Source organism: Staphylococcus argensis, from assembly GCF_002902305.1.
In the GTDB taxonomy this organism is placed as follows: Bacteria; Bacillota; Bacilli; order Staphylococcales; family Staphylococcaceae; genus Staphylococcus; species Staphylococcus argensis.
The window spans coordinates 38,663-64,668 of sequence record NZ_PPPX01000001.1 but is presented as its reverse complement, the minus strand read 5'-3'; the positions used below and the strand labels follow the sequence as shown (position 1 = coordinate 64,668).

General features: G+C 39.2%; 24 protein-coding genes, 3 pseudogenes and 1 riboswitch. Of the genes and pseudogenes, 12 read left to right on the top strand and 15 right to left on the bottom strand.

Features of this window, described 5'->3' with window-relative positions:
* The first annotated feature begins 219 nt into the window (after positions 1–219).
* The 5 genes from CD039_RS00300 to CD039_RS12130 all read left to right on the top strand — a co-directional run bounded on the left by CD039_RS00300 (position 220) and on the right by CD039_RS12130 (position 3,420).
* The gene (locus tag CD039_RS00300) at positions 220–1,161 is read left to right on the top strand and encodes an agmatinase family protein (RefSeq protein WP_103370664.1); all 942 of its coding nucleotides are present in this window, start codon (positions 220–222) and stop codon (positions 1,159–1,161) included.
* Between the two features lie 48 nt (positions 1,162–1,209).
* A complete protein-coding gene (locus CD039_RS00295) occupies positions 1,210–2,427 on the top strand; it encodes an Nramp family divalent metal transporter (protein WP_103370663.1) in 1,218 nt (405 codons plus the stop codon).
* Positions 2,428–2,533: 106 nt separating this feature from the next.
* Positions 2,534–2,710, top strand: coding sequence for a hypothetical protein (locus tag CD039_RS11800; RefSeq protein WP_167386212.1), 177 nt, complete (start codon positions 2,534–2,536; stop codon positions 2,708–2,710).
* A gap of 27 nt (positions 2,711–2,737) precedes the next feature.
* Positions 2,738–2,938 carry a hypothetical protein gene (locus CD039_RS00290; RefSeq protein ID WP_103370662.1) on the top strand — a complete coding sequence of 67 codons (201 nt, stop codon included), beginning with the start codon at positions 2,738–2,740 and terminating at the stop codon, positions 2,936–2,938.
* Positions 2,939–3,222: 284 nt separating this feature from the next.
* Entirely contained in the window at positions 3,223–3,420 is a 198-nt protein-coding gene (locus tag CD039_RS12130; RefSeq protein ID WP_103370660.1) for a DUF6440 family protein, read from the top strand.
* Positions 3,421–3,519: 99 nt separating this feature from the next.
* On the opposite strand, the gene CD039_RS00275 is transcribed toward CD039_RS12130, so the two are convergent.
* The gene (locus tag CD039_RS00275; RefSeq protein ID WP_103370659.1) at positions 3,520–4,593 is read right to left on the bottom strand and encodes an amidohydrolase family protein; all 1,074 of its coding nucleotides are present in this window, start codon (positions 4,591–4,593) and stop codon (positions 3,520–3,522) included.
* A gap of 259 nt (positions 4,594–4,852) precedes the next feature.
* Positions 4,853–4,955, top strand: a riboswitch (TPP riboswitch).
* A 349-nt stretch (positions 4,956–5,304) separates the two neighbouring features.
* Between CD039_RS00275 and thiC the strand changes: the two genes are divergently transcribed.
* Entirely contained in the window at positions 5,305–7,041 is a 1,737-nt protein-coding gene (gene thiC / locus CD039_RS00270) for a phosphomethylpyrimidine synthase ThiC (protein WP_103370658.1), read from the top strand.
* 1,144 nt (positions 7,042–8,185) lie between these two features.
* On the top strand, positions 8,186–9,127 hold the full coding sequence (locus CD039_RS00265) for a lactate/malate family dehydrogenase (RefSeq protein WP_103370657.1): 942 nt from the start codon (positions 8,186–8,188) through the stop codon (positions 9,125–9,127).
* Positions 9,128–9,756: 629 nt separating this feature from the next.
* On the opposite strand, the gene CD039_RS00260 is transcribed toward CD039_RS00265, so the two are convergent.
* On the bottom strand, positions 9,757–10,836 hold the full coding sequence (locus tag CD039_RS00260) for an aldo/keto reductase (RefSeq protein WP_103370656.1): 1,080 nt from the start codon (positions 10,834–10,836) through the stop codon (positions 9,757–9,759).
* A gap of 271 nt (positions 10,837–11,107) precedes the next feature.
* Here CD039_RS00260 and CD039_RS00255 point away from each other — a divergent pair, with 271 nt between their 5' ends.
* Positions 11,108–11,500 (top strand): hypothetical protein, encoded by a 393-nt coding sequence (locus CD039_RS00255; RefSeq protein WP_103370655.1) that lies wholly within the window; start codon positions 11,108–11,110, stop codon positions 11,498–11,500.
* Positions 11,501–11,515: 15 nt separating this feature from the next.
* A complete protein-coding gene (locus CD039_RS00250) occupies positions 11,516–12,181 on the top strand; it encodes a hypothetical protein (RefSeq protein ID WP_103370654.1) in 666 nt (221 codons plus the stop codon).
* Between the two features lie 135 nt (positions 12,182–12,316).
* Here CD039_RS00250 and CD039_RS00245 read toward each other — a convergent pair whose 3' ends face one another.
* The 4 genes from CD039_RS00245 to CD039_RS00230 form a co-directional block, all read right to left on the bottom strand.
* Positions 12,317–12,562 carry a hypothetical protein gene (locus CD039_RS00245; RefSeq protein WP_103370653.1) on the bottom strand — a complete coding sequence of 82 codons (246 nt, stop codon included), beginning with the start codon at positions 12,560–12,562 and terminating at the stop codon, positions 12,317–12,319.
* Between the two features lie 79 nt (positions 12,563–12,641).
* Positions 12,642–13,829, bottom strand: coding sequence for an ABC transporter permease (locus tag CD039_RS00240; protein WP_103370652.1), 1,188 nt, complete (start codon positions 13,827–13,829; stop codon positions 12,642–12,644).
* Positions 13,826–14,506 (bottom strand): ABC transporter ATP-binding protein, encoded by a 681-nt coding sequence (locus CD039_RS00235; RefSeq protein WP_103370651.1) that lies wholly within the window; start codon positions 14,504–14,506, stop codon positions 13,826–13,828. Before CD039_RS00235 ends, CD039_RS00240 begins: the two co-directional genes overlap by 4 nt.
* Entirely contained in the window at positions 14,503–15,597 is a 1,095-nt protein-coding gene (locus CD039_RS00230) for an efflux RND transporter periplasmic adaptor subunit (RefSeq protein ID WP_103370650.1), read from the bottom strand. Before CD039_RS00230 ends, CD039_RS00235 begins: the two co-directional genes overlap by 4 nt.
* 238 nt (positions 15,598–15,835) lie before the next feature.
* Between CD039_RS00230 and CD039_RS00225 the strand changes: the two genes are divergently transcribed.
* Positions 15,836–16,477 carry a YIP1 family protein gene (locus tag CD039_RS00225; RefSeq protein WP_103370649.1) on the top strand — a complete coding sequence of 214 codons (642 nt, stop codon included), beginning with the start codon at positions 15,836–15,838 and terminating at the stop codon, positions 16,475–16,477.
* Positions 16,478–16,610: 133 nt separating this feature from the next.
* Here CD039_RS00225 and CD039_RS00220 read toward each other — a convergent pair.
* The 7 genes and pseudogenes from CD039_RS00220 to CD039_RS00190 all read right to left on the bottom strand — a co-directional run bounded on the left by CD039_RS00220 (position 16,611) and on the right by CD039_RS00190 (position 22,051).
* A pseudogene (locus CD039_RS00220) lies at positions 16,611–17,557 on the bottom strand (IS30 family transposase).
* A 156-nt stretch (positions 17,558–17,713) separates the two neighbouring features.
* Complete coding sequence (locus tag CD039_RS00215) at positions 17,714–18,280, bottom strand: M48 family metallopeptidase (RefSeq protein WP_167386211.1); 567 nt, start codon at positions 18,278–18,280, stop codon at positions 17,714–17,716.
* A 278-nt stretch (positions 18,281–18,558) separates the two neighbouring features.
* Complete coding sequence (locus tag CD039_RS00210; protein ID WP_103370647.1) at positions 18,559–19,515, bottom strand: ornithine cyclodeaminase family protein; 957 nt, start codon at positions 19,513–19,515, stop codon at positions 18,559–18,561.
* Positions 19,516–19,847: 332 nt separating this feature from the next.
* On the bottom strand, positions 19,848–20,399 hold the full coding sequence (locus tag CD039_RS00205) for a TetR/AcrR family transcriptional regulator (RefSeq protein ID WP_103370646.1): 552 nt from the start codon (positions 20,397–20,399) through the stop codon (positions 19,848–19,850).
* Positions 20,368–20,760, bottom strand: a complete 393-nt coding sequence (locus CD039_RS00200) for a DUF3147 family protein (protein WP_040806280.1) — start codon at positions 20,758–20,760, stop codon at positions 20,368–20,370. Before CD039_RS00200 ends, CD039_RS00205 begins: the two co-directional genes overlap by 32 nt.
* 15 nt (positions 20,761–20,775) lie before the next feature.
* The gene (locus tag CD039_RS00195) at positions 20,776–21,138 is read right to left on the bottom strand and encodes a DUF3147 family protein (RefSeq protein ID WP_002471490.1); all 363 of its coding nucleotides are present in this window, start codon (positions 21,136–21,138) and stop codon (positions 20,776–20,778) included.
* 406 nt (positions 21,139–21,544) lie between these two features.
* Complete coding sequence (locus CD039_RS00190) at positions 21,545–22,051, bottom strand: GNAT family N-acetyltransferase (protein WP_002471470.1); 507 nt, start codon at positions 22,049–22,051, stop codon at positions 21,545–21,547.
* A gap of 361 nt (positions 22,052–22,412) precedes the next feature.
* On the opposite strand from CD039_RS00190, the gene CD039_RS00185 reads away from it, so the two are divergent.
* On the top strand, positions 22,413–22,853 hold the full coding sequence (locus CD039_RS00185; RefSeq protein ID WP_103370645.1) for a hypothetical protein: 441 nt from the start codon (positions 22,413–22,415) through the stop codon (positions 22,851–22,853).
* Between the two features lie 74 nt (positions 22,854–22,927).
* Here CD039_RS00185 and CD039_RS00180 read toward each other — a convergent pair whose 3' ends face one another.
* Entirely contained in the window at positions 22,928–24,118 is a 1,191-nt protein-coding gene (locus CD039_RS00180) for a glycine C-acetyltransferase (protein ID WP_103370644.1), read from the bottom strand.
* Positions 24,119–24,412: 294 nt separating this feature from the next.
* Between CD039_RS00180 and CD039_RS00175 the strand changes: the two are divergent.
* Positions 24,413–25,592 (top strand): annotated as a pseudogene (locus CD039_RS00175) (amidohydrolase).
* Positions 25,593–25,709: 117 nt separating this feature from the next.
* On the opposite strand, the pseudogene CD039_RS00170 reads toward CD039_RS00175, so the two are convergent.
* Positions 25,710–25,961 (bottom strand): annotated as a pseudogene (locus tag CD039_RS00170) (MBL fold metallo-hydrolase); the annotation flags it as partial.
* Positions 25,962–26,006: the final 45 nt, after the last annotated feature.

The following is a 26,006-nucleotide window of genomic DNA, read 5'->3' as shown; positions in this document are numbered from 1 at the left end:
CCATTCCTAGAGCTCGTTGAGCGAAAGGAATTAGTTGAGTGTGGTCCCATTAGCAAGCGAGAGTCATAACATTGAAAATTAAATACACTTAAATTTCATATTAGTTAGTTCTAAATATTTATATTATTAACTAACTATTCCACTATGTAGTTTTCAGATTTATTTGAAAAGGCAAAGAGATAACTATATAATAACTAACAATAAAGGAGTGGGTAGTTTATGAAAAATAATATTTACGGTAATACGCCGTGTTTTTTAAATAGTAAGAACTTGGTTCAATTTGGAACATTAGATACTGACGTCATCTTCTATGGCGCACCTTTCGAAGGTGAAAGTACTTGGGGTGATTATACAGGAGTGGAACTCGGTCCGAAACAAATTCGTTTAAGCTCTGCGCGTTATAGTTGTTATTTACCAGAACTCAATCATATTGATGTGAGTGAACATCTTTCTCTCGGAGATGCTGGAGATGTTCCCTTCGTAGCACATAATAATGAAGAAAGTTATCACAACATCGAAACTTTTACCCAAAACTTATGGGAAAGTGGCAAGTTCCTCGTCGGTTTCGGCGGTGAACATGGGGTGACCTATCCTATATTGAAAGCTTTGACGAATACAGGTAAGAAAGTCGGCATCATTCATCTCGATGCGCATTATGATAATATGCCGGATTATGAAGGTGAAAAGTTCGCGCGCAATACACCTTTTATGCATCTTTATAAGACTGATGGTGTACGTAATGAAAGTATTATTCATACTGGCATTCACGGGCCGCGCAATCAACCTGAGACGGGGCGCTATGCGGAAGAAGCTGGCGCAAAGACGCTGACGATCAATGATATTCGCGCCGCTGAAGATTTAAAGGCTTTCGCTAGAGACATTTACGAACAAGCGCAACAAGATGTTGACGTGGTTTACTTAACCATCTGTAGTGATGTCTTGGACTTCGCTTTCAATCCTGGAGGTCCAGTGGATGGCAATGGCCTATCTTCTTTCGAATTACTCACGCTCATCCACGAATTTGGCAAACTCGGTTTATGCGGAATGGATTATGTAGAAGTCTATCCAATGAATGACGCCAATCAGAACTCTTCACACTTCGTCTCTACAGCTGTATTGTACGTCCTCGCTGGTCACGTCGCTTATTTGAATAATAACTAAATATCGCGCATTCAACTATAACTCATATGCGCACAAGGGGTTGGGAGTATGTTATCTAAAGGGATTCAAATCTTGAAGGCACTAGGGCCAGGTATGATTATCACCGCTTCCTTTATCGGACCTGGTACCGTCACTACGATGACACAAAGCGGGGCGGGCTTTGGTTACAGTTTACTTTGGGCAGTCGTCTTCTCTGTAATTGCGACGATTGTCGTTCAAGAAATGATTATTCGCCTATCTTTAGTAACACGCGAAGGACTTGGGGAAGCCATTCAGTCATTACTGCAACACAAGGTAGGCAAATTCATTCTCGTGTGGTTTATCTTAATCGTCGTAACACTTGGTTGTGCTGCCTATATTAGTGGTGATTTAATTGGGACGTCACTCGGAGCAGCTTACCTGTTACATTTGCCGAAGCACGTCGTCGCTCCGATTATTGGGATTATTATTTTGTTAATTGGTGTATTAGGGAATTATGATTTTTTAGAAAAAGTAATGATTGTACTCATGGTTATTATGGGGCTCATCTTTATCACGACGATGATTCTTGTGCAACCTGATGTTGGCGCTGTGTTTAAAGGCGCGTTGATTCCTACTGTTCCAAATGGCTCCATGTTAACAGTTATCGCTTTAATCGGAACTACTGTAGTTCCTTATAATTTCTTTATTCACTCTACTGCAGTTCACGAACGCTTTCACAGTATAAAAGCGCTACGCTTTGCGCGTTGGGATACCGTTCTATCAATTACGATTGGTGGAATTATTTCAGCAGCGATCTTAATTTCAGCTGCAACGTTGATTCGAGGTGAAGAAGTATCGAGTGTGATCCAACTCGCTCGACCTTTAGAACCTATCTTAGGTCAAGCAGCACCCTACGCGATGAGTATTGGCTTGTTTGCTGCAGGTCTTTCTTCCGCTCTTGCTTCTCCAACTGGGGCAGCTGCTACGATTAGCAGTTTACTTGGTTGGAAAGGCGGTATGTCGAGCAAGAAATATAAGACCGTCTTTGCATGCATCATCATCGTTGGCATTATTTCTTCTGCTTTAGGATTCGAACCGCTTCAGGTGGTACTTGTCGCACAAGCATTGAATGGAATGATCTTGCCGATTGTAGCAATTGTGATCTTTATTATCGTCAATCGTCGTGGTTTACTCGGTGACTATATCAATAACTGGAAATGGAATGTGATTGGTGGACTTGTCGTTGCAGTCATTACCTTTCTCGGGGGTTATAGTTTAGTGGATGCTGCATCGCAATTATTTTAGCTTTAATTGTAGCCAGCGTATATAATAGAAATAAAGAGAAAGACTTTGTTATTAAGGCACTTCGAAATATGTTACGCTACAACTACCCAGAATGGAGTGAAGATCCTTGCGTTCAAACATCACGATGTTAGTACTGATCATCATAGGCTGGATTCTTGGAATCACGTTGATTGTGAGTGGTTTCATCAATCACCACTACGTTGTTATGAGTGTCGGTATTGTGGGAGTAATCATGAATATCTACTATTATGTTCAATATCGCCAAAGATCCAGAGAAGATTAAGAACGCTAACGAAAGGAGTTGAAGGTAATGGATAACAGTATGCTATCACCTTTAGCGACAATTGTTACGTTGATTGTGGCAATCATCATGCTCATCATGGCTTTAGTCGGTCATCATTCCGTCTTAGCCTTCTTCGCGGTAGTCTTGATTCTTCTACAACTGTTTAAAGTGTACGTTAATTATAAGAAGAACTTTACGCATGAGGATGATAGAGACCATCTTGAATAAGGGTTTGTGATTAGTAAAAACTGCGCCGTGGTAAGGGCGCAGTTTTTTCTATTTATACGAGGATTGGGCAAATTTGCAGGCCGCGGTTCAGTATGTTTTATCACTGATGCAATTACAGCGATTCTCATATTTATAGTAGCTTTAGTTGACCGTCACCATTTACGAGCATGCTTTGGTCTGGTATTAACAATACTACATGCTCTTAAACATAGTTTGATTATAAAAAGAATGACGAAAGTCAATATAGAAAGCATGAATCATTATTTAGAAAGTGAGATGATACTATCTTTGGTAAAGATAAAGATGAAGACCGTTTCGTAACGGAGAAAGCTTCGAGTGATAAGAATATTAGAACTTATATATTGACTGACAAAGTGACCGGAAATCAATATTTAGCAAGTTGGATTTCAACTGGCGGCGGTCTTACTCCCCTGCTCGATGAGAATGGAAATATTAGTAAATCAGACAAATACCCTGAATAATGAATGTAAAAGCTGGATTTCGTTTGCCCCTATCGTTAGATTTAAGTATAAATATACTTCGTTTAACATGGGGAACGCCAACGGAATCCAGCTTCTTTTTTATGAGAATAGTTGTTTGCTATTTCGGTTAAATATATCTTCTTTTTCTTCTTGAGTGAAGTAATTTGTACGACTTATATCTTGTTGCATTTTATCTATCCAAGAATCTGGTGCATAATGCGCATCTGAACCGAAGAGCACATGTGACACATCCGTCGTTTCTTTTAAGCTCGCAAAGGTCGCATCCCCTGTCGATAAAGCTGTGTCATAATAGAATCGACTAAAGTATTCCGAAACAGTTGAGTTTAACGTGTTCCAGCCATCAAGCCCATGTTTATACTGCTTAAACATCTTCACATATTTCACAGGGTGTTTGATAACCGTCTTCACTAAATCTTTCTTCTTATTCCCCATCATCGGCTGCAAACGCGATTTCGGATCTTCCATAATATAACGTTGGGTCTCTAACGCCTCATGAATACGCCATTTCAAATAAGGTAACGTTCCACCTGCATGTGCGAGAATAAACTTCAACTGATCGTAACGCTCCATCGTGCCACTGAGTACAAGGTTCGTTGCTGCACGTGTCGTATTGAACGTAAATTCTTCGAGGAAATCTGCAAAGACATACTGCGGTTTCGCCACTTTATCTGAAGTCGAACTTGGATGTACAAAGACGATACCTTGATGACGGTTAATCTCAGCCATCACTGAATCGAACTGATCATCGCCTAAATACGCATCGCCATAGTTAGACAACAAACCAATGCCATCTAACTTTAATTCCTCAAGCGCATATTTCACTTCTGCGATAGATTCTTTGACGTGAGGCATAGGGAGTAAAGCGAAACTTTTGAAACGCCCAGGATACTTCGCCTTGAGTTTAGCTTGATATTCGTTGACTTGACGTGCGACTTTCGCTGCTTTCTTTTTCTTAAAAGGAAGTGTCGCCGGCTCTGAAATTGAAGTCACACCGACATCAATACCTAACTCATCCATCATTTGTAGACTATCTTCAGGCTCCCAATCTTTAATAGGATAACCGCCCGCTGTCGTCACACCAATCTTCTTCAATGCGCGTTTATATATTTGAGGGATAATATGATGATGAATATCTATTATTTGTGGAGACATGGTAAAACCTTCTTTCGGGAGAATATACTAGTTTCTACTATTATAATTTACTACCTGAACAATAGTAAACGCGCATACTCTCCGATATAAAATATAGATTAAATCAGAAGAAAACATACGTTTCTAAGAGACGCTTATAAGTTAATGTATTATTGTTTTCACTTTTATAAAGCTACTTACAAAAATATGTAAAGTTATTCCTCCAATATAAGTTTGTAACTTCTGTTAATTATTGCTATGATATAAATGTAATTTCATATTACATTGCTAGGGGTGCTTTAAAGTGCTGAAAGAGGAGGATTCCTCAACCCTTTGGACCTGAACTAGATAATACTAGCGTAGGGAAGCAAATGAACGTACGAAGAGTAGTAAATATATAAGGGCTTAATTTGCTCTACTCTATCGTTTTGTAAGTCAATCCACGTGGGATTACATATGGATAACACGTGATCAGTGCGAACTCTACCATTATTGAGCGCTTGTAGAATAAATGTGACTTACATACGAGGCGTTTCTGCATGTCGTTCTTTGCGCATTCCTTCTTAAGGATGTGCTTTTTTAATATTTACTACTTATATTAGAAATCATATTGATTATACTCTTAACTGCCACAATTCACCTGCCTATCAGTTGATTTCTCTTAATCGCTTCTCTTAAACCTCTCCACTTAAGCCCTCCTAGCGCAATTTAATGGAGGAGGACTTTAATTTCATGAAACAAGAAAATATTGAACTTCAGAAAGCATTTCCCGCGAGTGAACGCGTATTTAGACAAGGTATGGATAGCGATATCAAGGTGCCTTTTAGAAAAATTAACCTCTCAGAAACTGTCTTCGAAAATGAAACACGCACAAATAAACCGCTCTATGTCTACGATACTGCGGGACCTTATCACTCTAAAGATTACGAAGTCGACGTCTTCAAAGGTATTCCTAAGACACGTGAACGTTGGATTGAAGATCGTCAAGATACGCAGACGTATACCGGTCGCCGCGTACAGTCGATTGATAATGGCTTTAAAAAAGTTGGCCATAAAAAGTTAGTTGAACATCCATTTGAGTATGAACCTAGAAAGTCTAGTAGCGATAAACCTGTTACTCAAATGTACTATGCCCAACAAGGCATCATCACGAAAGAAATGAAATTTATCGCTTGCCGTGAAGATGTTGAACCGGAATTTGTTCGTGAAGAAATTGCTCGCGGACGTGCAATTATTCCGAATAACGTCAATCACCCTGAATCTGAACCGATGATTATTGGTAAGAACTTTCAAGTGAAGATCAATGCGAATATCGGAAACTCTGCTGTCTCTTCATCCATCGAAGCAGAGATTGAGAAATTAGTGTGGGCGATTCACTGGGGTGCGGATACAATCATGGATCTTTCTACAGGTAAGAATATTCATGCGACGCGCGAATATCTTTTACGCAACTCACCCGTCCCAGTTGGTACAGTCCCTATTTATCAAGCATTAGAGAAAGTCGATGGTGTCGCTGAAGATCTAACATGGGAAGTCTATCGTGACACGCTCATCGAACAAGCTGAGCAAGGCGTAGATTACTTTACTATCCATGCGGGTGTCCGACTACAATACGTACCGATGACAGTCGACCGTCTCACAGGAATCGTATCTCGTGGTGGTTCGATCATGGCACAATGGTGTCTAGCGCATCATGAAGAAAGTTTCTTATATGAGCATTTTAGTGAAATATGCGACATCCTCGCTCAATATGATATCGCAGTGTCCCTCGGAGATGGCTTGAGACCAGGTTCAATTTATGACGCGAATGACGAGAGCCAAATTGCGGAACTTAAGACGTTAGGCGAACTGACAGATATCGCTTGGGACCATGGTGTGCAAGTGATGATCGAAGGTCCAGGACACATTCCAATGCATAAGATTAAGGAGAACCAAGATTTAGCAGATTTCTACTGTAAAGAGGCGCCGTTCTACACTTTAGGGCCGCTAACGACAGATATCGCTCCAGCGTATGATCACATCACTTCAGCGATTGGTGCTGCGAACATCGCGAGTCATGGCACTGCAATGTTATGCTACGTGACGCCGAAAGAACACCTCGGTTTGCCAAATAAAGACGACGTGCGCGAAGGTGTCGTTACTTACAAGATTGCGGCACATGCAGCTGATTTAGCTAAGGGTCTTAAAAATGCTGAAGAGCGCGACCACGCGATTAGTAAAGCGCGCTTTGAATTTAGATGGATCGATCAATTTAACCTTTCATTAGATCCTGAAAAAGCTCGAGAATATCACGACCAAACTTTACCTGCTGAAGCTGCTAAAGTGGCACACTTCTGCAGTATGTGTGGACCTAAATTCTGTTCAATGAAGATTTCACATAATATTAGAGAAGAACATCAAGAGAAGTTAGAAGGTATGAAGGAAAAGGCCGAAGAGTTTAAAGAACAAGGAAGTAAGATTTATCATTAATCGGTGTATAGTGAACATGGAAGAAGATTCATCAGTCGGGAAGTATAGGGATTTATAGAGTGTATTAGCACGAAAACTTGCATCCAAAAGCTATTAAACAATTTTTAAAATAGTGCGCTTTTCTATTGCTTTATCGTGCTGAATTGAAGTATAATAAAAATAACTCATATACTTATTATTATCTTACGCACAATGTTAATAGTATGATATGAGTGTAGTGTTGGTTATTTGTCATCTTTTTTATTGCGTTTATCTAACCAGTGCTTAAACGCAACTATACAACTACCTAAAGTAGTTAGTATCGCTTGTATTAATACGTCAGGCATGCGCTGTCCCAATTTTGGGCAAGGACAGACGACTCTATACTCCCCCATGCTACTAGCACTAGCATGGGGGTTTATTAGTGTTGGTTATTCGTCGTCTTTTTTATCACGCTTAACTAACCAATATTTAAACGCGACTACTATACAACTACCTAAAGTAGTTAGTATAAGGTATTTAATGTATCACATATCAGATATCATATCCTCCTGACGTATTAACTATGGTCAGATGACTCTATGCTCCCCATGCTAGGTCGGTAGTATAGCGATATTTGTAATGACAAGGACTTATCATCTAGGTATGAATTAAAACTAACATTAAAGATTTATACTTAAACTACTTATAACAACTTACATAATTATCCAGATGTATACATCTATAGCATCTTTTCACTTGCATTCTTAATACCTTTAAGGTATTATATAAGAGTAATTCAAACACGATAACATTACCAAACCCCCATGCTACTGACCTAGCATGGGGGTTTATTAGTGCTGGTTATTTGTCATCTTTTTTATTGCGTTCTTGTAACCAGTTCTTAAACGCAATAACTATACAACTACTGATAGTAGTTAGTATAGTATTTATTATCGATTCAAACACGACAACTCACCTCCTCATGACGTATTTGTCACGAATAGATGACTCTATAATCATATCACGATTTCTCTATTTTGTATATTTATGCAAAATTAATAAAATATATCCATTTACCTTAATTTTATCTAAAATCTCATCACCTAAAAGCCGATAACTCAGCTTTCTAAAGCTATAGTGTGATAAAGTTAAATTATCGACAAATTATTTGAGGTGAATCAATATGAAATTGGGTCTTATCGGAATTGGGCACGTAGGAAGCCAAATACTCACAGATATTCAATATGAGAATTTATTCTCTGAAATCACCGTAATCGATAGCAACGAGAATCTCGCTTATGGTGAAGCACTCGACCATGTACATATGCAAGGTTTAGAAAGCGTTAATCACATCGATATCCATCGTGGAGATTATGCTGACCTTCACGATGCTGACGTAATCGCTATCTCAGCAAGTGCACCTATGGATCCGAATATGCCAGACCGTGTCGCTCTCACAAAGGATAACGCAAGTCTCGTGACAGATATTATGCAACGTATCGCGCAAGTGACGCAAAGCGCGCTTGTCATCTTTATCACAAATCCAGTTGATGCGATGACGTATCTCGCTCAAGATCACGTGGATTATCCGAAAGAGAAGATTATGGGAACAGGTACTTTGTTGGAGAGTGCGCGTTTCAGAACATTGATTGCGCAACATTACCAAATTGATCCGAAATCCGTAAATGCTTTCGTGATTGGTGAACATGGTAAAAATGCTGTGCCTGTATGGAGTAAAGTCACAATCTTCGGCATGCCTATTGCAGAATATGAGAAATTGGCGAATGTTGAACCGATTGATCAACAAGCCATTACAGATCAGGTGGATAAAGTAGCATTTGACGTCTTGAAGAACAAGGGTTGGACGAGCAGTACAGTTTCTCGTGCAACAACGTCTCTCATCCGTCATCTCTTACTCAACGAGCGCTCAATCTTACCTATCACCGCCCCACTTAACGGCGAGTACGATTTAGACCACTGTGCGATGAGTTTGCCTACTTTAGTGGATAAAAATGGTATCGTTGAACGTTATGCAATTGAGCTTAACGAAGACGAAACACGACGCGTGAAAGATGCCGCAGATTATATTCAATCCGCAATTCAACTTGCTCAAGAAAATCTTTAATCAAATGGTATGAATATAGTAATCGCCCGTACTACCTGCTTTTCGATAGTACGGGCGATATTGTATTAGTTTTACTTTTGCAATCTAATTAAGTTGTACTGAGTGAAGCAATATTCACTTACATACAATATAAGCTTAATTGATAAACTCAAGGTATATTTATGCAAAAAAACATTAAATTTATGCTTAAATCTCAATTGAAAATTAGAGAAAGTAAGTTGAAATATCTAACTGCTAAGATTGTTCTTATTCATTAAGAAACTAACTTTCTAGCTTAATAATGAACGCGCTATATTAGTTCTTGCTAAGAAATAATGAACAAGAAACATATTAAATATAATTAAATGATCGGTTTCATATTTGTTTTTAAGGACGTCTTGACACGCTTGAGGGATTAAGGCTGCAATGAAAATCCATTTCTTGAGCTTTCTAAGCAAAAGAAATTAGTTGAATGCTCACAGTAGATGGCTGAATTCAAAATAACTTTCGTTGCTTTGAACTCTAGCCATCCTTGTGGGGGAAGCACAACGAAATCATAGATTTCTGTGCTTCTCCCCCCTCCCCAAGGGAAAGCGTCAAATAAAAACAAAATATTATTTAAATCAATCATTTTGACAAATAAAAGTTCATTATTTCTGTTGCTTACGCTTCATTAAATCTCCAAACTCTTTCAAGTACGCTTGCTCAGCAGGAGAACCAAGTTCTGCTGAATTCATCGCACGATGCCAATGCGGATATAATGGTTCTGGTTGTGTAAGCTCAGTAATCTTATCCTGCTCATCTTTCGTCAACTGTAATTGATAAGAAGCAATATTATCGATAAGTTGCTCTTTATTGCGTGCGGCTAAGACAAGTGAATCTACATTCGGACGCTCTCTCAACCACGCTAAAGTAACTTGAGGCACCGATACTTGGTGATGGTTCGCAATTTCTTGAAGAACGTCAACTAAGTTATATAATAAATTGTAATCTTTAACATAAGGCTCTGCCCAACCGTCACCTTGACGCGTACCGGGTTGACCTTGTTTATTATCGCGAGTAATCTTACCAGTTAAGAGCCCTTCGCCAAGTGGAGACCAAATACTATTACCCACACCGAGCTCACGGGCAGCCGGAAGCAACTCATATTCCGCTTCTCTCGCTTCTGGTGTATAATAAATTTGTTGAGCTACAGGAGGCGCCATGTTGTTCTCTGTCGCTTTCGTTACCGTTTGCGCCAGTGACCAAGCACTGTAATTCGAAACGCCCCAATAACGAATCTTGCCTTTCTGTATTAAATCATTCATCGCTTGAATGGTTTCTTCAACTGGAACATTACCATCCCATAAATGCATATAGTATAAATCAATATGGTCAGTTCCTAATCTTTGTAGTGACTCATCGATTGACTTCTCAATATTTGAACGCGTTCCACCTTGGAAATTAGGATTATCGGATAGTGGGAAACCTGTCTTCGAACTAATCACCATCTCGTCACGGTGGTTGCGAATCGCCTTACCTAACGCGAGCTCAGCATCTCCCTCTGCGTATAAATTTGCTGTATCAAATTGATTGATACCTTGGTCAATTGCATAGTCAATCATGTAATTGAGTTCTTTCTTTGAAATACCCCCAGCATTCTCGAAGCCATTCGTACCTGAGAATGGCACTGAGCCTAATGCATATTGAGACACTCTCAAGCCTGAGTTACCTAACTGTTTATTGTCCATAGGTTCATCCTCCTCTAGTATTACGATTATAGTTATAAATTCCCTGGTTGCATTTACTCTAATCTCGCTAATTTCAGCAGGCGATATGTATGGTAAAAGGCACTTGGGAAATCAGAGGGGAGAATTTTACGCATTTAGATAATATTTGGTCATCCCACTCAGGAAATAACTAATATTTATATTTAATCTCAGATTTCAGAATCTCCTACATATCTCAATTCAATTACGATATGTTAAATAATGAATATAATACAAAGGAGTTATATGTTTTATGAAAAAAAGCATTTTAATGATTCTCACACTCGTGCTCAGCACCACAGTATTCTTAAGTGCCTGTGAGGATAGCGATAAGGGTTCAAAGAAGCCAAGTTCAGATGCAAGTAAAAACAATACTTACGATCTCGTTTACTACGAAGTCTTAAACAATGGTGACGCTGAAGATGCGAAGACAGATGTCGCTTATAAAGAGAACGGCTCTTCTAAAGTTAAACATTACCACCCATCGCTCGATCACGTTTATGAGCACATCATTGATGACGGTGATGAGAAACCGCATGTCGTTAAAGACGGTAAGAAGTTCTTTATTTATCGTCCACCGTACATGACTTATGGCGACGATGATTTCAGCGGTAAAGTAGAAGATAAAAGCGACGTTAAGAAGTAAGTGAGGTGATAGAGAATGAAAATCATCAAACGTATCGGACAAACTGCAATAATCTCAGTACTTGCGATTGGATTGACTACGCCGCAATGGGCAAACGCAGCGGGAAGTACTGGTGGAAGTTCAGGAGGCAGCTCTAGTTCAAGCTCTAGTAGTAGTGCTTCTTCTAGTAGTAGTGGTGCACGTAGTTCGTCAACAAGTTCTACTAACTCATCTTCAATGGCGCGTCAAAGTGCGATTAACGCGAGTCGTCAAAGTGCACGGCAAGCGAGTCGCAACGCTTCCCGAAGTGCGAGTCAGAAAGGTTCAGCAGCAAGTCGCCAACGTGCGAGAGCTTCATTAAACCGCACGAAGTCTTTAACACCACCGCCACGACGCTATCAAGATTCAATACCCTATCATAATCAATTTATGGGCACGAGCTTTTACAATAACTGGCTCTTCTATTACGCCATTGTGAATAACAGAGATGAGCATAAGAAGAAGCAATCTGCAACACTTTCTATCCAGCAACAGAAAGATATGTTGCGTAAACAAATGAAGAAAGGCGAAACCTTGCATACGGTAACCGTTCAAACCAAGCAGGTTAAACGTTTGATAGCCTTACCTAAGAAAGATTACGATAAAGTGCAGGAAGGTGCCACGGTGCACTATCATAACGGAAAAGTCAGTGTTGAATCGTAAAGTAAAGCGGAGAATCCCTATCTGACTAGGGTTCTCCGCTTATTTATATCGTGTTTCTTCTATTATATTAGCAAGGCTTTGGTTGCTAAGCGATTAACTTATCTATTTAAAAGTAAAAAACAACCACTTCCACAGTTAATCCCTTTTACTATCACTCTCAGTCTCTTCATCTTCTTCATCGTCATCACCTTCAAAAATAGAGCCCAAAACTCCACACACAATCACTCCTACGATAATACTCGTCTTACCGTAGGGTAGATGACTTAAAAAGGCTAAATGCGTTCCTTGCCAATTATCATATAAATGAAGAAGAAAGTTAATAAAGAAGATCATACCGCCTATCGAGGCTAACGTCCCAAAGAAAGAAGCTAAAAATCGCAATCACTTTACCTCCCAAACTTCAAATTTCATTAAGAAAATCTGGACGCCCACTGAAAGTGAGGCCCAGATTCCACTATACTTACTTGATAATATCGATGAGTTCCTTCTTCGCTGCGGCACGCGCAGGTACCCAACCGAAGACCACTCCGATTAATGTAGATACACCAACTGCGATAATCACAGGGCCAAAGGAAATCATCGTTGAAACATAACTAGGTGTTACCGCATCGACGAGGAATGAGAACAAGATACCGAGTATCAGTCCAATAATTCCACCGAGTAGACAAAGTACAACACTTTCGATAAGAAACTGAATTTCAATATCTCGACTTTTCGCACCGAACGCACGACGAATCGCGATTTCTTCCGTTCGTTCAGCCACAGAAATGTACATCACGTTCATCACGCCGATACCCGCGATGAAGAGTGAAATACCTGCTACTGCTGCTACGAAGTACGTAATGCCGTCGAAGATTTTGTTAATTTGTTTCATGCTACTTTCCATATCAGAATAAGAATATTGACCTTTATCTGATGCTGTACCTTTCTTGTTAAGCTGTTTCTCAACTTTTTTGGCTACATCTTTCTTATTCGCATCATCTGTCAGTTTCAATTGAAGTTGTGGCATGTCTGTAGATAAATTCTTCATATAGGCTTTGAACGTACCCGTTGGCATTTGAACGGCATTATCGCCGCCACCGAACATGCCTCCACCTTTATCCGCAATACCTACAACTTTAAACCCTTGGTTATCGATGAACAGTGTCTTACCTATCGCATCATTATGGAAGACGTCTTTCGCCAACTTATGGTCGATAACGACGACTTTATCATTCGTGTCATTCGCATCTTCAGTGAAACCTTTACCTTCATCTGTGTTAGTTTGGCTTTTCTCTTTGAAGACACTAAGATCACCATTTTTATTAGAGTTCGTGAGTTTCGCATTATAACCCATCTCGTCATCTTCTTTAACTTTAGCTGACTTCACACCTTCTACTTGTTTAGCTGTTTGTAAATCTTCATTAGTAAAAGGTTTCGTCTTACTATCCATCGAGTTCGGCATATACATGATGGTTGCTGAATGTTTACCTGCGCCTGTGTCCTCAAATTCTTTATTAGCTGTGTGCTTAAAACCATTACCTAAGAACATGATCGTCATTACAGCAGCGATACCGATGACAATACCAATAATCGTTAGAATGTTACGACGTTTATTCTTCATAATGGATTTAAAAGAAACGGCGATGATGTTCGATAAGTTATTCATGTCATCACCTCTTCTTCCTGAATACGACCATCGAGAATATGGATGATACGATCTGCTTTCTCAGCCACTTCTCGTTCGTGTGTTACTACGATAATGGTCGTATTGAGTTCTTTGTTAAGCTCTTCAAACAGATCAATAATATCTTCGGAAGTCTTCTGGTCAAGCGCACCTGTAGGCTCATCGGCAATGATGAACTCAGGATCATTGATCACCGCACGCGCGATAGCTACACGCTGTTGCTGTCCTCCGGATAACTTGTTGGGGATGTGATTCTCTTTGTCATAAAGCCCAACTTGATGAAGTTTGTCCATCACACGCTTCTTACGTTCTTGGGATGAGAGCCCAGCGTAAACGAGCGGGATACTCACATTCTCCAAGATGGTGTTGTTCTGAATCAGCTTAAAGTTTTGAAAGACGAACCCGACTGTCTTATTTCGAATTTCAGCCAGACGGTTATCTGACGTCTTTTTAAAACTTTCACCTTTAAACTGATAGTCACCTTCATAACCACGATCGATAAATCCTAATATGTTGATGAGCGTACTTTTACCGGAACCAGAAGGACCCATAATCGCTACAAACTTACCTTCGTGCACATTGAGGCTGATATCTTTCAAGATGTGATTGGTTTGATCGCCATTCTTGAAAGAACGATTGATATCTTTGAGTTCAATCATGATGACACCTCAACTTTGTCTCCATCATTTAAAGTTTTCTTAGGATCTTTCAAGACTTTGTCGCCTGGTTTCAAGCCTTTCTTCACATAAACTTGGCCGTTCGCTTTATTCACTTGGATGTCGCGTTTATGCACTTTGTGATGTTTATCGACAACAAAGACTTTGTCATCTTTCGTCAACGCAGATTCAGGTAATTTCATCGTCTTAAGCGGCACATCCGCTTGCATTGAGAAGCCAGCTCTGACCGGAATATCGATGTCGCCAATCATCACTGAATATTTAGATGAATTGTTAGAGCTACCGCCACTAGGGTCGTTATCTACTGGATTACCGCTAGCGCCTTCACCTTCGCCACCAGCAGATTCTCCTGCAGAATCAGACTTATCGTAGCTTGTCGGCAATTCACTAATCTTCGTAATCTTACCTTTACCTGTCTTACCGTTATTATCGACTTTAACATTGACTTTGTCGCCTTCTTTAATCTTATCCAGATCAAATTCAGAAACGGTTGACTTCAATTGCGGTTCAGTAGAGATTAACTTCAAGATCGGTTGACCTTCACTTGCATCGTTCTTGCTCTTGATGTCGACTTTACCATCAAATGACGCATACGTACTGTCATTCACTTGCTTATCATGTTTAGACAATTGTTGTTGTGCTTCGTTCAGCGCACTTTGGTCTTGGTTCAATTTCTTCTGTAAATCATTGTTGTTAGGTTCTTGATTAATCTTCTGATAGTCGTCGTTTACCGCACTTTGCGCGTCATCTACTTTGTCCGCAAGCTGTTGACGCTTACCTTGGTTCGTATCGTAGTTGATGAGCGGATCACCTTGTTTCACCTCTTGGCCATCTTTCACTTGCACATTAGTAAAAGTACCAATCTGGCTGTTATTCGTATATGTCTTCACTGCATTAGGGGCAGCCTTTCCTTCAAGATGTAACGCATCTTCATGTTTCATCTTGTATGTATCGTAACCTTTACTGCTATCATCTTTGGAGCTATTACCACTCACCTGTTTGAGTATTAAAGCAATACCTAGCAATACCACGATGATAATAGCAATAATAATCCATAACCATTTGTTCTTCACGTTGTAACTCCTCCCTTAAGATTTTTCAACTGTGATTATAGTATATATACAGTTGTAAAAAAACTATTCTTCGGGAATTTTACGAAATTGATTATTAAAAATATCTTGTGTTTATTGTTGTAGTCGAATAAAGTAAACTATTTCATATCTTTTATTGATAAAATTCCATTATTATATTCCAATGGATTGCTTTTAATGTTAATGTGAAAGTGATTACATATTGAGGAGGACTTAGTTCATGGAGAATTCGAAATTACCCTTTGCCGATCATTTCGCTAAGTTAAGAGAGAATCCGAAGTGGTTGGTTAAGTTAATCGCTTTAATTATTGTTTCATTTTTTGCAAGTTGGTTTACGCAAATCGCTATGGATCAGTCTGAAATACTTAAAAAAATGGGGCTCGATCAAAAGGACATAGACGCTCAAACTCAATTCTCTTGGGGTAAAGTTATAGGTGGAGCAATTAATGGCTTTATCTGGCAAGTATTAATCGCGTTTTTACTCTTTTTAATTATATCTAAGATTATGAAATCAAATGTTTCAGGTTTAAGTGTTTTTTCTGCAGCACTATCTTATAGTCTTATAGTTAAAACCTTTGCATTAATTGTAGCAGCAATCCAAGCAATTGCAGGAATCAATATGGCAGAATATGATATTTCAAGTCTTAATATATTTAATAAAGGAAACTTATACTTAGCTGCAATCAATTTACAGTCTTTCCTAGCAGCTTATGTAATTGGTTTATATTACTTCTTTACAGCTAGACTTTCTAAAAAGTCATCAATTATTTGGGCGATTGTTGCCTTAATTGTTTTAATAGGTTTCGGCCTATTGATGGCTGGTATGACTAGTTTAGGTCAACAAATGATGCAAAATCAATAGAGATATCTAACGGTCAGTGATTCAAATTACTGACCATATTTTAAACTCCTTGCCAATTGCGGTTAGTGAGTGTCAAACGCACTAAGCAACTTTATTTTGTTGTTTAGTGCATTTTTTATATTCGATGAATTTGTCAATTTAAGCGCAATACTTCTAAGTTTAAAATTTCACATAGAGTGTCCCAATTAAGACACTTTCTAGGTCTATGATTAATTACGTTCAAAGCATAGTTTAATTCTTCTTGAGTTACTTTAGCTAAGTCTGTTCTTTGAGGGAAGAATCCCCTAAGTAAACCGTTTGAGTTTTCATTTGTGCCTCTTTGCCACGCAGAATAAGGGCCAGCGAAGTAAATATCAACATTAAATTGAGATTCAATACCTTTATAGCACGAAAATTCTTTACCACGGTCTACAGTAATTGTCTTTAAAGCACTTTCAGAGAACGTGTGAATAAGCTGATACATCGCTTCTTTCATAGAGTGAGAAGAACAATCAAGGATTAGGCAACAGAAATAATAGCATGACTTTCTTTCTGCAAAAGTAGCGATACAACCCTTACTTTTCACTTGACTTGAAACGACCGTATCTGCTTCCCAACGACCGAACTCTTGACGATTTTTAATCTCTTTCGGCCGTTGTGAGATGGTCTTGCCTACTTTAAATCGAACTCGCACTTCTTTTGGGCGTTGCCTCTTTCCTTTCTGTCTGAGATAAGGAAACATATTCACTTTCAGTAAGTTAGAGTTAATCCATCTATAGATGGATTTGAAAGAAACTTGATTTGGAAGTAGGCGCCCCACAATCTGTTCTGCGACCAGTGTAATTTCAAATAATATTGAATGAACTGCGATAGCGTTTCGTTCAGTTTCAAAGGACGACCACAACGTCTTTTATTCGCTTTATATTGCGTTTGTTCTGTAGGTGCGGAATAGCCTTCTTCCGTCATATTACGCTTAATCTCACGAGATATTATAGAAACTTAACGGTTTAAGTGCTTAGCGATAGCTCTCATAGAATAGTTTTCTTTTCTTAGTGTCTCTATACTTGAACGCTCATATATAGTAAGATGTAAATAGCTCATATTGGCACTACCTTGTATTTGTTTTTATGGTTACTAACATCTTACAACAAATGCCAATTATGGGCATTTTTTATGAAATTTTTGGGTGTTGCACTTAATATTACAATCCGTCATATACTTTTTTGACTGACTAGCTTATTATTATAATCTATACCTTTAATTCTTCCCCTCATCTTCAGGAACAATACCTAAATTCTTCAAACGCTCATTTACACTAGGATGAGAAGATAAGGCGCTTCGTTTTTTATTATTAATGGGTTCTAATTTAACTAATTGATGAAATGCACTCTCGATATCCTCTTTATCAACGTATTTAGCTCCATAAGCATCACATTTCAACTCGATATGTCTTTTATACTTAAAAGCCCCCGCTAAACCTGAAAGGTAAATTATAACGAATATCACAACGAAAGCAGTAATAGCTATAGCATTGTTTGGTAAGGAGAAAATATCTAATAATATTGAAACGATGAGTGGTATTAATGCAATAGCACTCAGAGAAGCTAACTGCATTTTTAAGGGATCATTATCTTTAATATGACTGTACTCATGCATGATAAAGAATCGCAACTCTTTGTCAGACAGTTGGCTAAGAATACGATTATCGATAATTATCACAGATTTTCTTTTCTTCAAAGCGAATAAATTAGCTTTGTATGGCACATCTGCAGATAAAATATCGATTTCTTCACCCTTTAATTCAGGCACAGTTCTTTGAATCAATTCACTACTCACCTTTTTCTTATTCGAGAAGATGATGTCTATATGTGGTTTTACAAATGCGTAGACGAATAGCCCAATAGCAAATAAAAAGATATACTTTATGGTCATATCGCTAATGTAAGATAAATGAACGATATCGAATTTAACTAAAATAGCAATAATTAACAGTATTAACGAAACAACTCTCATTAATCACAAAATCCCTTTATTAAAGTATTGAAGTTGAAATTAGTATTTCTTTCATATAACAGTTCATTCTCTACATTACTATTTCAACCTTATTTCTCTTCAGCCAACTTCTCATAGAAATACTGCGCCACGACGATATCTACAATCGCGAGTCCTACTGATTTAAAGACAGTGACTTCGTCATCATTGTCACGAGCAGTAAGTTCGCCACTGACAATACGACCGAGCTCACCGTAAAGATCCGCTTCATCAAATTTGCCAGCTTTCATTGCTTCAATAAAATCTCCTGTCTCTTCTAACGCAGCGTTTTTAGACTCTACAGCCACTTTATTAGCGTGAGCTAAGACATCGCTTGGAAGTTCTTGCATATCCGGCTTGAACGAACCTACCGCATTTAAATGAACACCGGCATCTAATTTTCCTTCAAACACAGGTTTAGGTGAATTCGTTGCTGTGACTACGACGTCAGCGCCTTTCATCGCGTCGTTCACATCTTCAAACACTTCTGTGTCGAGATGGTCGAAACGTGCTTTCATTTCCTCCGCAAAGCGTACGGCTTTCTCATGCGTACGGTTGAAGAATTGAATGCGTTTGATATCGCGAACTGCGAGGACCGCTTCAATCAATCCTTCTGCTTGCTCGCCTGTTCCAATGACGCACAACGTGTCAGCATCTTCGCGTGCCATGTACTGCGTTGCGACACCTGAAATCGCGCCAGTTCTGATCTTAGTTAGAAATGCTCCGTCGAGTACCGCAAGCGTTTCCCCTGTTTCATGATCTGTCAGCATCACTGAACCTTCGATTGTTTGCTTACCGCGTTGTGGATTGCCCGGTACGAAACTCACAATCTTCACACCTGTCGCCTGTAATTCATCACAAATTGCTGGCATAACCAAATAGCGGTTGTCGTCGTTAAACGGTAATGTGTATCGGAGTGGCATCTCAGTCTTTCCTTCTGAGTAGGCTTGTAACGCTTGTCCTGTCACCTTTACGACTTCTTTCATATCCATAACGTCACGTTGGTCCTGTGCACTAATATATCTCATCGATTCCTCTCCCTTTCTTCTTAAATTCTATGTATACGCACTTTTAGCTCTTAGTTTGGGTAAAATGTACTTCAGTAATGTTCAGTGAAACTTCTCCTTTTAAAAACTACAAAGTCCACATGCTCACTTCTTCACTTACTGATATCCTACCCTGAAACAGAAGTGATTTAACTCATCTCTATGATAACAAATTGATATAAATTAAGCTGAAGTATGACTGTAATCACACTCCAGCTCACTATTATATACATAATCATTTATTAAATGCGTGTCTTCCTATTACAAAGTACGCTCAACTTTTAAAGAACGCTCAACACTTTTACATAGAGCAACTACTGTTGATGATAAAGTTCGTACATTCTCAATATCAGTCGTAACATTTTATCAATATAAGCCTCATCTAAAACTTCAGGCTTAATAATTAAATTGAAATAAATCGGTGAGAAGATTAAATCTATAAACAAATCTTCATCGTCTATCGTCGTATACGTCTCAATGATGTCCTTCAACACGCTACGTTTCTCGCTAAAGTAAGCCTCCATGAAACGCATCTTGGCCTCTTTATGATACTGATTAATCAAGATTTCCATCACTGCAATGCCTAAATTGGATTTATAGATGTGCATCACGTGGATGAGAAACTGATATAAATCGTCATACAAACTCACAGGATGGGGTTTGTAGGTCTCGGTCTGTTCGAGAAACATATCGATGATGATAAAGGATTTGTCAGACCAACGTCGATAAATCGTCGTCTTCGATACACCGGACTGATTCGCAATTTGATCAACGGTCATATCATGATAATGTTGTTTACTTAAAATATCATCTATTGTGTTAAATACTTTCTGATTAACCGTGGGATCTTTGGGTCTCCCTGCCATGTGCGCCACCTCTTCTATGTGCTATCAACTCAACTAGCTCAAACACAATCATTGCAGTGACAAACCATGCGATAAATCCAACGATGATGCTCAATAACCACATTCCTGTGTAAGTCAACATGATCCATGTCACTAATATATTGGCTAGTACACCTATCATACCAAAGACTGCACCACGACTCACGTGCATCGCTACTTTGTCGCCGAATTCGTACCCAGAGAGATACATCGATACGAGATAAACTGCTGGGAACGTTGCGAAGATACCTCCAAACTCTCTCCAAGGTATGACCATAGATATGATATAGCTCAAGGCAACTGCTGCACCACCGAGTACAAATTTAATGACGAGTGATTTCACTGACATTCGCTCTCCTTACATTAAATGTTTGATTCCGAAAAATGCACAAGATAATACGAGCCAAAATAAGACTGCAAACACGGTTCCGCGTTGGAAGCCTTTATTCTTAATATAATAGGCAGTCACAAATACCGTAACGATACATGCGACAATACCTAGAATCGCTCCTGAACTTAAGTGAATCGACATGTTGACGAGCGTTTGTCCACGATGGTCAATCGCAAGCGCAATCACTGCTGCGAGATAAACTGCCGGCATTGTCGCTATGATGCCACCGATCTTACCTCCGACTTTCTTTGCGAGCACTGATGCGGCCGCTACGGCAAGCCCACCTATTAGAAATCTTAAGATTAAACTAACGAGTGATATGCCAAACATCTTACATCCTTCTTCCTTCCATTATAAAACGATACGTTTCGTTCACTAATTATCATAACGCCGTCACGATAGGATGTAAATAGTTAATTTAATGTAAGGGCTTTCTTGAGGAGGAAAGACAGAAATTTATGATTTCGTGACCTTTCCTCGTAAATAAAAGTAGGGTTCATAAGAGTGAAAAACGATATGAATTCAGGTATCTACGGTGTCTCTTAAAGTATTTTGCGCGAGTTGATGAGTGCTGATCGGGTTAATTAATGCGAAGGGACCAAAGTGGATAATGAGGAATGACAAAGTTCACTTTGTAGAGACAGCATTGCGAAGTCAATGATTGCTGTCCCACTACCAAAAAAAGAACCTAATGACAAGCCTCAGCCCACATTAGGTTCTACAATTTCACATCATCTTATGCAATTTCAATAATAAAGCGACGCACCTCAGTACCGTCTTCCATCACGCTCGGCTCAATTTCTTCGCCACCATTCTTCTCGATGACTTTCGCCGAAGACGTATTCGATTTCTCGCACGTCACCAACGCCTCTTTGACATCAATACGTGATAGATAATCTAGCGCTTTTTTCAAGATCTTACTTCCATAACCTTGGCCGCGATAACTGCGACGCACACCATAGCCAACATGACCGCCCACTTTCTTCAATTTGTGGTTTAAGTCATGACGAATATTTGCCGCACCGATGATCGTTCCTTCAACGATGAGGAAGTATGTTGTATTATCGATACTTTCGTCATGCGACTTATTCGCTTCGAGTGATTTCACAAGGTCTTCGAAATCATCGTATTTCACGATGTCCGTCACACGTGGGACAACGAGTTCGTCATTATCGATCCACTCTTTAATATATTCACAATAACGTTCTTCATCCGCCATGGTTAATTCTCTAAATTCAGCCATGTTGACACCCCTCTTTCTGCTAAGTCGTTATGAAATATTTATTTTCATATAGCTCATTAATTCTAACGAACTCATCTTAAGACTTTCTCAGGTAAAATGCAACCCCTTTAATTGACTTGATAAGCAGAAACCCGTTCATGATGATTAAAGTTCTCCTAGACCCCATTTATTTTCCATAACCATCGCAAAAAATGATCAAATAAAAATATCGTTATAGGCAAACTATATAATGAATTAATATTGTGAAAAAGGGTATATTTACTAATGAGAACAAATTAATTTGCTATGTAATATACAAGAAAGATAGTCCACCTTACGATTCAACTCCAGAAAAGACAGAAATGAATGGAGGTCGTTTACGATGAATAGCAATAATTCAAAAATCATGTTTGTGTTCTTTGGTATATTAGCATGGCTATCAACAATGTTTTTATTTATTCTACCTACTTTAACGCCATATCAAAAACATATTGAGAGTCAAAATGGTATTTCAGAAGGATGGCTGGTAGTACTTCTAATTATTATCACATTAGCCTACCTAGCAATTATAGGATTAGACTTAATTAATTCTTTCGCAACACAAGTATTCCAATTCGTCTTATTGGTACCTGTCGTCGTTTGTGCATTACCGTTTATCACAGCATTTATCATTATTTCATTTATCGTCGATATCAGTATTATGGAAATCTTTATTCCTATCCTTCTCGTCATCTTAACGATATTGCTACACATTATTTGGGTCGTTATTCCATTTATGCAAAGTAAAGCGTTAAGAGAAGCTCGAGATAAAATGAAACGCTAAATCAAAGCACAACAAATCCCCCGCTCGCTACAGATGGCGAACGGGGGATGATTCATGTCTTTGACATTTGATAATTATTTAATAATGCCGATGTCTTTTCCGATTTTTTCATAAGCAGCTAATGCTTTGTCTAACATTTCTTTCGTATGCGCTGCAGTAGGCATATTACGTACACGTCCTGTACCGCGTGGCACTGTTGGGAAGACGATAGATTTCACGTAGATACCTTCATCTTTAAGACGTTTACTGAATTCTTGTGTATCCTTTTCATCACCAATAATAACTGGTGTAATTGGCGTTTCTGATTCACCAGTGTCGAAACCAAGTTTTTGTAAGCCTTCTTTAAGATATTTCGCGTTATCCCAAAGTTTGTCGTGGAGCTCTGTTGATGCCATAAGCTTTTTAACTGCAGCAGTAACTGCTTTCGTATCTCCAGGCGCAAGAGAAGTTGAGAATAAGAATGGACGAGATTGTGCTTTCAACCAATCGATGAGTTGTTGGCTACCTGCAACATAACCGCCGACAACACCGATTGCTTTAGATAATGTACCGATTTGGAAATCGATCTTATCTTGTAAGCCGAAATGTTTCACTGTACCAGCGCCGTTGCCCATAACACCTGAACCGTGCGCATCGTCAACGTAAGTGAGTAAGCCGTATTCTTCAGCGATTTCAACGATTTCTGGTAACTTCGCAACGTCACCATCCATGCTGAATACGCCGTCAGTAATGTACATCACTTTGTTATACTCGCCTGATTCAACTGCTTCTTTCGCTTTCTTTCTTAAATCGTCCATATCAGAGTGGTTCACGCGGATAATCTTCGCTTTAGATAAGCGGCAACCATCGATGATAGAAGCGTGGTTTAACTCATCTGATAAGATCGCATCATTCTTGTTCATTACTGCAGAAATTGCAGCCATGTTACAGTTGAAACCTGATTGGTATGCGATTGCTGCTTCTGTACCTTTAAATTCAGCAAGTGTTTGTTCGAGTTCGTCGTGGATGTCGAGCGTACCGTTGATTGAACGTACCGCACCAGCACCAACACCGCGGTTGTCAATCGCTTCTTTAGCTGCAGCTTTCAAGTCTTCGTCTGTAGCTAAGCCTAAGTAGTTATTTGAAGATAGGTTGATATATTTCTTGCCGTCGATTTGAATTTCAGGACCGTTTGCCCCTTCAATTGTATCAACCTCGTTGTATAAGCCGTTCTCCTTCAAGTAATTGAGATTTTCATCTAAGAAATCGTGTAGTGATTGTACCACTCATAGTCCTCCTTTGTTATGTGTAACAAACCATGAAAGTCGAGGCGCGAGATGTTTCAACTCGCTGACCTTTCGTATGTTATACATGATATTAAATCTAACCTCATCTTTATCATACCCTATTTTATATTGAGTGAAAAGCGAATACGGTCATTTCAGAAAGCGCTTTTATCATGATAACCTCGGTCAATTTTACACGTAAGACTACCACATTTAAAAGGCGGGTTCAGACCTTACTGCAGAGGCGCAAATCGTGTTATAATGAGGTGAAATTAAGTAAGGAGAAGGATAAACATGACAGATTGTTTCGAACTTGCACGAGACTATGAAACGACAATGATACAAACTCGACGTTACTTGCATCAATATCCAGAGTTATCATTTGAAGAATATCACACACACGAGTATATCTTGAGTAAGCTGCATGATTTGTCATGTGAAGTACAACAGCCTGTGGGTCGCAATGGTATCGTAGCGACGTTTAAAGGCCTTGGCGATGGTCCGACAATTGCTTTGCGCGCTGATTTCGATGCGTTACCTATTGAAGAAGCAAGAGAGTCACACTACCAGTCTCGCAACAGTGGTGTGAGTCACGTGTGGTCACGATGGTCATACGGCTATTCTACTCTCGTTAGCTGAAATTCTAGAGGCACATAAAGACCAACTTAACGGTAATGTCGTGCTCATCTTCCAACATGGTGAAGAACTGATGCCAGGTGGCGCACAAGAAATGACTGAAGCCGGCTGTCTTGAGGGCATTGACCGTATTTATGGAAATCATTTATGGTCTGGCTATCCGACAGGCACTATTTATTCTCGCTCTGGTGCGATGATGGCTTCTCCGGATGAGTTTAACATCGCAATTCACGGTCGTGGCGGGCATGGTGCTAAGCCGCACGAAACGATTGATCCTGTCGTTGTGATGGCTGAATTTATTCTCAGTGCGCAGAAGATCGTGACGCGTACGATTGACCCTGTGAAACATGCGGTGATTAGTTTCGGTATGGTTCAAGCTGGCTCGGCAGATAATGTGATTCCAGACTCTGCATATTGCCGTGGAACGGTTCGTGTCTTTGATACAGACATCCAAGCGCACATTAAATATAAGATGGAGAAACTATTGCAGGGGCTTGCAGTAGCCAATGATATTACGTATGACTTTGAATACATTAGAGGTTATCTCCCTGTTGATAACGACCACGAGTGCTATGAAACGATTAAACACGCTGCCCAAGATCTCAATCTGATTTATCACGACAGCGATTTAATGATGATTGGCGAGGACTTCTCTTACTATCAAACGGTGAAACCAGGTGGGTTCTTCTTGACTGGTTGCGGTAACGAGCAGAAAGATACGATGCATCCGCATCACAGTCCTTATTTCGATATCGATGAGGCAGCTTTGAAATATGCTTTAAGTACTTTCTTAAAGATTCTTGATTTGGAAAATGTGTTCGAGGATGAGAAAGCATAGTTTTATACTTTTACATTAGTAAAGAAGTGGGATAACAAAATCTTAGCGATTTGCGTTATCTCACTCCTTTTTTATTCACTCAATATCTCACTCGAACGGAGTGATTTTAATTGAAATTTAACTATTTGCGCCATCACGTACACGATCTATAATACATTGAATATTCTTCTGTTTCTCCTCTTCATCCTTTACAAAATAAACCGGACTCTCGCCTTTAATAGAAACCCACGGTACGAGCACATCAAAGTCTAAGTCGCGAATGAGTTGAAGACTGTTCAGCGAAGCTTCTCTATTGCTTGAAGGTAGTATGACTGTGTGCCATTTATCTCCTTCAAAGCAGAAGAAATCACCGGTAAATAGGAAATGATTTGTCATTTTAAAGATAGACTTTATCGAGAAACTGTGCTATCTTTA

Bases quoted from the DNA above. Each gene is read 5' to 3' on its own strand.
- CD039_RS00300 (WP_103370664.1), top strand. From the start codon at position 220: ATGAAAAATAATATTTACGGTAATACGCCGTGTTTTTTAAATAGTAAG.
- CD039_RS00295 (WP_103370663.1), top strand. From the start codon at position 1,210: ATGTTATCTAAAGGGATTCAAATCTTGAAGGCACTAGGGCCAGGTATG.
- CD039_RS00290 (WP_103370662.1), top strand. From the start codon at position 2,738: ATGGATAACAGTATGCTATCACCTTTAGCGACAATTGTTACGTTGATT.
- CD039_RS00275 (WP_103370659.1), bottom strand. From the start codon at position 4,593: ATGTCTCCACAAATAATAGATATTCATCATCATATTATCCCTCAAATA.
- thiC (WP_103370658.1), top strand. From the start codon at position 5,305: ATGAAACAAGAAAATATTGAACTTCAGAAAGCATTTCCCGCGAGTGAA.
- CD039_RS00265 (WP_103370657.1), top strand. From the start codon at position 8,186: ATGAAATTGGGTCTTATCGGAATTGGGCACGTAGGAAGCCAAATACTC.
- CD039_RS00260 (WP_103370656.1), bottom strand. From the start codon at position 10,836: ATGGACAATAAACAGTTAGGTAACTCAGGCTTGAGAGTGTCTCAATAT.
- CD039_RS00255 (WP_103370655.1), top strand. From the start codon at position 11,108: ATGAAAAAAAGCATTTTAATGATTCTCACACTCGTGCTCAGCACCACA.
- CD039_RS00250 (WP_103370654.1), top strand. From the start codon at position 11,516: ATGAAAATCATCAAACGTATCGGACAAACTGCAATAATCTCAGTACTT.
- CD039_RS00240 (WP_103370652.1), bottom strand. From the start codon at position 13,829: ATGAATAACTTATCGAACATCATCGCCGTTTCTTTTAAATCCATTATG.
- CD039_RS00235 (WP_103370651.1), bottom strand. From the start codon at position 14,506: ATGATTGAACTCAAAGATATCAATCGTTCTTTCAAGAATGGCGATCAA.
- CD039_RS00225 (WP_103370649.1), top strand. From the start codon at position 15,836: ATGGAGAATTCGAAATTACCCTTTGCCGATCATTTCGCTAAGTTAAGA.
- CD039_RS00210 (WP_103370647.1), bottom strand. From the start codon at position 19,515: ATGAGATATATTAGTGCACAGGACCAACGTGACGTTATGGATATGAAA.
- CD039_RS00205 (WP_103370646.1), bottom strand. From the start codon at position 20,399: ATGGCAGGGAGACCCAAAGATCCCACGGTTAATCAGAAAGTATTTAAC.
- CD039_RS00195 (WP_002471490.1), bottom strand. From the start codon at position 21,138: ATGTTTGGCATATCACTCGTTAGTTTAATCTTAAGATTTCTAATAGGT.
- CD039_RS00190 (WP_002471470.1), bottom strand. From the start codon at position 22,051: ATGGCTGAATTTAGAGAATTAACCATGGCGGATGAAGAACGTTATTGT.
- CD039_RS00185 (WP_103370645.1), top strand. From the start codon at position 22,413: ATGAATAGCAATAATTCAAAAATCATGTTTGTGTTCTTTGGTATATTA.